A 2556-nucleotide genomic window follows, 5' to 3' on the forward strand; every position below is an offset into this window, starting at 1 on the left:
CCCGCCACTTCGAGCAGGTGGCGTTTGGTGTCGTCGCGCGCATCCTGGGCCTGCGCCCTCAGCACTTCGGCGAGGGGCGACCCTCGTTCTAGCGCGATGGTGAGTTGGTCGACGCATCGGGTGAACGCCGGGAGTTGAAGCTCGCGCGCACACCGGTCGAGAGATGAGGCCAGGGGCAACCCCGTCGATACTTCTGTGAGTACCGCCGAGAGCTCGTGCGATAGTTCCCCCGCGCTCACCCGTGACACCCGGCGGATCGCATCAACGACTCCCTCCCCCGCCGAGAGGCTCAGGGTGAGGAACTCGAGAATGAGCGGAAGCTCAGCCGAGAGGCGAGCCATTCTTCGGTTAGCTCGTCGTTGGAGCACGTAGTCGCATGCAAGGAGACCAGCGACCCCGCCCACCGCGGCGGCAGCGACCACGACGATGCCGGGGACGCTGGCAAGTCGAGTCCACGCAATCGCGGCGATGCAGAACGTCACCGCGCCGACCAGTACCCCCACCAACTGGCGTGACCGGTACGCCTCAACGCTCAGCCCCGAACCTGCCTGGCGGAGACGCAACTCGAGAACAGCGGCTCCCCCGAGAACCGAGGAGAGCCCGTGCCTCAGCACCGCGAACGCCGGGCTGATGATCGCCGCCCAGACCGGAACGGGATCGGAAGATCGCCGGGCGACCACGCTGCGCGCGCCCTCCGAAACGTCGGCGAGGTAAGGAGCAACCCGCATCGCCAACCTCGGCCTTCCCAACCGCGGGAGCCGACTCGCCAGGGTCCATAGCCCGACGCCGAGCGTCAGACCACAGAGAATCGCCCACGGCGTCACTGGAACCACCTCTGCTCTTCGGGCAGCCGCCCGATCGCGATCATCACCCGATATGCGATGAGCGTTATCGCGAAACCGCCGGCGATCAGGGCCACGCCCTCAGCGGAGTTGTACGCCATTGCCGCCTCCGGGCGGGCAGCGAGCAGCACGAGCACGACCCAGGGTGCAATCGCCCCCAGGCGCGCCGCGTTGACCACCCACGACTGCCGGGCCTCCACCTCGGCACGTATCGACGCCTCCTGTCGCAAGTACGCAGAGAGATTTCGCAGGATCGTGGTCAGGTCAGTGCCGCCCACCTCTCGGGACATGCGCAGGGTCTCGAGGATGCGGTCCGCAACAGGATCTGCAAGCCGGTCTTTGAGGCGATCGAGACTCCGCGAGAAGTTAGCGGTGGCTCGGTAATCGGCCTCGAACTCCGAGAAGGCCGCCCGGGTGAAAGCGGGGCCCACGCGAGACAGCGCCGAGACCCCGTCGGCGAGCGAAAGTCCTGAGCGCACTGCCGAAACGAGGTGGTCGACAACATCGGGCCAGAGCGCCCTATGGCTGCGCCGCCGAGCCCGGGCCCGCCAGCTCACGACGACGACGGGGATAAACGCCGTGGCAATAGCGGCGGCAAGACCCAGGGCCAGCACCGGCAGGAACGCCAACACGATCGCGCCAACCGCAAGCGCTGCAACCGCAGAGGCGACAATGAACTTCGCCGGAGTAACCGAGCCGAGCCCGGCGAGCGTGAGCTTCTCTGACAGTGACGCCCATCGCACAGGATGCCGACCTCGACGCAGCTTCTCGCCAGCAGGCCAGAGAAAGGGCGAGACAGTGAGGAGTAGCCCACAGCCGAGCAGGGCTCCCACAACTGCTGGCATGACTGAGCCATCGATCATCCTGCGTCTCCCCCGAACGTCGCTCGCGGCGGGGACGGCGGAATAGACGCAGAAAGCAGCTTGTGAGGCTGAGGAACCGGCGCACCGGTTCTCTCGAGACGGCCGTGGTTACGCGCGAAAAGCGAAACCGACCCGACGACCGAATCGGTCACCCTTCCCGTGGTGGCTGCGATCGAGCCGATATGACGATGGCCGTCGATTCCCCGCTCACAGTGCACCACGATGTCGATAACGGACGCGACCGTGGGCAGAACAAATGAGGAATCGATATTGCGGCCCGCGAGAAGAGGCAGAACGGCGAGCTTAGCCAGGGCATCCTGGGCACTGTTGGCGTGGATGCTGCACGCGCCAGGAACGCCCGAGTTGAGCGCGATCAACAGATCGAGCGACTCCGCCTCGCGGACCTCACCCACAACGAGCCGGTCTGGCCGCATGCGCAGCGCTTCTTTAATCAGGCGGCGAAGGGACACCTCTCCGGCACCCTCGAGGCTGGGTTGGCGGCACTGCATCGAGACGACGTCCCTCGCTCGAACATCGAGCTCGAAGGTCTCCTCGACTGTCACGATGCGTTCGCTCGCACCAACCTCGGCCAGCAGCGCGCCCAGCAGTGTTGTCTTGCCCGTGTGAGTCGCGCCGGAAACGAGAATATTGTGACCAGAAACCACGCACTGATGCAGAAAGAGCGCTGCCTCAGCGGTGAGCGACCCGCGCTCCACCAGGTCTCCGAGCCGGGCGATGCGCTTTGTGAACTTGCGGATGTTGACAGCCCAGTCGCGCGTGACATCCGGGATCGCCACGTGGAGGCGGGAGCCGTCGGGCAGCGAGGCGTCCACGAAGGGCGAGCTCAGGTC

The 2556-nt window shown here is 66.0% G+C and carries 3 protein-coding genes; all 3 read right to left on the reverse strand.

Annotated features, from left to right (window positions below):
* Nucleotides 1-728: type II secretion system F family protein (locus AC062T_RS00305; RefSeq protein ID WP_476026283.1), on the reverse strand; the 728-nt coding region annotated here is incomplete at its 3' end.
* Nucleotides 729-820: 92 nt separating this feature from the next.
* Nucleotides 821-1705, reverse strand: coding sequence for a type II secretion system F family protein (locus AC062T_RS00310; RefSeq protein ID WP_476026285.1), 885 nt, complete (start codon nucleotides 1703-1705; stop codon nucleotides 821-823).
* A partial coding sequence (locus tag AC062T_RS00315; protein WP_476026287.1) for a CpaF family protein occupies nucleotides 1702-2556 on the reverse strand: 855 nt, incomplete at its 5' end. The genes AC062T_RS00310 and AC062T_RS00315, both read right to left, overlap by 4 nt.

This window comes from Homoserinimonas sp. (assembly GCF_056262345.1).